The organism is Enterococcus italicus DSM 15952, from assembly GCF_000185365.1.
GTDB classification, from domain to species: domain Bacteria; phylum Bacillota; class Bacilli; order Lactobacillales; family Enterococcaceae; genus Enterococcus_G; species Enterococcus_G italicus.
The window spans coordinates 2,144,887-2,147,171 of sequence record NZ_GL622241.1 but is presented as its reverse complement, the minus strand read 5'-3'; the positions used below and the strand labels follow the sequence as shown (position 1 = coordinate 2,147,171).

The following is a 2,285-nucleotide window of genomic DNA, read 5'->3' as shown; positions in this document are numbered from 1 at the left end:
ATTCTAGTTTTCCGCGTTGGATGTCAGAAAGGTGCTTAAAGTGACGATTTTCTGTGGTATAATTGATCTGAGTCATGTAGATACCTCTTTCATACTTATGGTTTTGTCGCTTTTAAGTATAACGTATCTACATGATTTTTTTGCTTATTTCTTTATGCATTTCATTTTACAACTTACCATGAACAAAAATTTAATCCATGTATGGTGTTTTCTATTGACTTTTAAGTTGTCAATAGTTATACTGATAGAGTTGAGAAATGAAAGCAGAAGCACCCGCTTCTCGCCTTGTAGCAATTGTTGCTGGGCAGATAGTTATCCAATTTACTTGGGTTACGTGCGGGTTCGTATACGAGCTCGTTTTTTTGTACCCCAGTTTGTGGTAATCCTTTCTTTCTCTCAAAAAACTTGGAGGTGAATGACCATAGCAAAGGATATGATGGTAAACGACGGCATTCGTGCACGTGAGTTGCGTTTGATTAGTCAAGACGGAGATCAACTTGGAGTGAAAACTAAAGCTGAAGCATTAAAAATTGCTGAACAAGCTAATTTGGATGTAGTGCTAGTAGCACCTACAGCGAAACCACCAGTTGCTCGTATCATGGATTACGGAAAATATCGTTTTGAACAACAAAAAAAGGAACGAGAAGCTCGTAAGAAACAAAAAGTTATTAGTGTAAAAGAAGTTCGCTTAAGTCCAACGATCGATGTCAATGATTTCAATACAAAACTACGGAATGCACGCAAGTTCCTTGAAAAAGGGGATAAAGTGAAAGCTTCTATCCGTTTTAAAGGTCGCGCCATTACCCATAAAGAGATTGGTCAGAGAGTTCTAGATCGCTTAGCGGAAGAAACTGCAGATGTTGCAACAGTCGAACAAAAAGCGAAGATGGATGGACGTAGCATGTTCTTAGTGCTAGCGCCTAAAAACGACAAGTAGACTACACTTACTTTCAGTGAAAGTTAGATAACGAAGGATTTTGAGGAGGAAATTAGTTATGCCAAAACAAAAAACACACCGCGGATTAGCAAAACGTGTAAAACGTACTGGTAAAGGCGGATTGAAAAGATTCCGTGCGTTTACAAGTCACCGTTTCCACGGAAAAACAAAAAAACAACGTCGTCAATTGCGTAAAGCAAGCATGGTTGCTAAGGGCGATTACAAACGTATCCGTCAACAACTAGCGCGCATGAAATAATCATACGCAAACTTAAAACTTTCCAATCGAAAAAAATTCAAGAGAAGATTCATTTAGGAGGAATTAAACATGGCACGTGTTAAAGGTGGAACAGTAACTCGTAAACGTCGTAAAAGAGTGCTTAAATTAGCTAAAGGATATTACGGATCAAAACATACTTTGTTCAAAACAGCAAAAGAACAAGTAATGAATTCATACAACTACGCATTCCGCGATCGTCGTCAAAAGAAACGCGACTTCCGTAAATTATGGATTGCTCGTATCAACGCAGCAGCTCGTATGAATGGCTTAAGCTATTCTAAATTAATGCACGGTTTGAAATTAGCTGAAATCGACATCAATCGCAAAATGTTAGCTGACTTAGCTGTAAACGATGCATCAGCTTTCACTGCACTAGCTGACCAAGCGAAAGACGCTTTAAGCAAATAATAAAATAATAAATATTATTTTTTAAAATTTAGTATTGAAAAAGAGAGTGCATCGGCACTCTCTTTTTTTATTATTAATTGTCAAATTAAGTTAGACAAGTCCTCTTTGCTTATGTGACGCAAGAATACTTCTAATGGTGTTTTATAGTTTAATGATTTTCGAGGGATATTATTTCTTTTCAATGCAATAGATTGGATAAAACATTCATCAACTTCGTTGAAATCCACATAAAAGGAAGGTTGATGTTAAGCAAAAATATTACACTGATGAATTCAAAATACACTATTTTTGAATTCATCGGTCTTACAATCGGAAACGAATCCACAGCGCCAGATCGTATCTCACACCTATTCAAACGGAAGCAGCTTCAAAATAAGTTACTTAAAGACCACGTATCCAATTTTTCTGAAAATGGCTGCAAAGGGAGAAACTCAGATCGTTTATCAGCGAGTAAGCAGTTTTCAGCTTGAGGGTTAATGAATGTTCTGAATGACTCCTGCAGTAGGCCTTTCCGGGGTAAATTGAAAAACGTGTCTCAACTATTGATTTCAGTCTATATTCTAAAGGAGTGTATCTTGTGAACATTATACTATTTGTTTATGGCAAAATAAGAGTACATACAAGGGGGTGCGGACATAATCCTGGACCAAAAATGAACTC

Annotated in this window: 4 protein-coding genes, 1 pseudogene and 1 other annotated feature; of the genes and pseudogenes, 4 read left to right on the top strand and 1 reads right to left on the bottom strand. The window is 37.0% G+C overall.

All coding sequences use genetic code 11. From position 1 onward, the window contains the following. The first annotated feature begins 255 nt into the window (after positions 1-255). Positions 256-372: a sequence feature (ribosomal protein L20 leader region), on the top strand. A 43-nt stretch (positions 373-415) separates the two neighbouring features. The 3 genes from infC (at position 416) to rplT (ending at position 1,625) form a co-directional block, all read left to right on the top strand. Then, complete coding sequence (infC, locus tag HMPREF9088_RS09895) at positions 416-937, top strand: translation initiation factor IF-3 (protein ID WP_007209113.1); 522 nt, start codon at positions 416-418, stop codon at positions 935-937. Between the two features lie 58 nt (positions 938-995). Then, the gene (gene rpmI, locus HMPREF9088_RS09890) at positions 996-1,196 is read left to right on the top strand and encodes a 50S ribosomal protein L35 (protein ID WP_007209112.1); all 201 of its coding nucleotides are present in this window, start codon (positions 996-998) and stop codon (positions 1,194-1,196) included. A gap of 69 nt (positions 1,197-1,265) precedes the next feature. Then, the gene (gene rplT / locus HMPREF9088_RS09885) at positions 1,266-1,625 is read left to right on the top strand and encodes a 50S ribosomal protein L20 (RefSeq protein WP_007209111.1); all 360 of its coding nucleotides are present in this window, start codon (positions 1,266-1,268) and stop codon (positions 1,623-1,625) included. A gap of 80 nt (positions 1,626-1,705) precedes the next feature. On the opposite strand, the pseudogene HMPREF9088_RS11740 reads toward rplT, so the two are convergent. After that, positions 1,706-1,852: pseudogene (locus tag HMPREF9088_RS11740) on the bottom strand (IS30 family transposase); the annotation flags it as partial. 15 nt (positions 1,853-1,867) lie between these two features. Here HMPREF9088_RS11740 and HMPREF9088_RS09880 point away from each other — a divergent pair. Continuing rightward, positions 1,868-2,095, top strand: a complete 228-nt coding sequence (locus HMPREF9088_RS09880) for a hypothetical protein (protein ID WP_007209110.1) — start codon at positions 1,868-1,870, stop codon at positions 2,093-2,095. Positions 2,096-2,285: the final 190 nt, after the last annotated feature.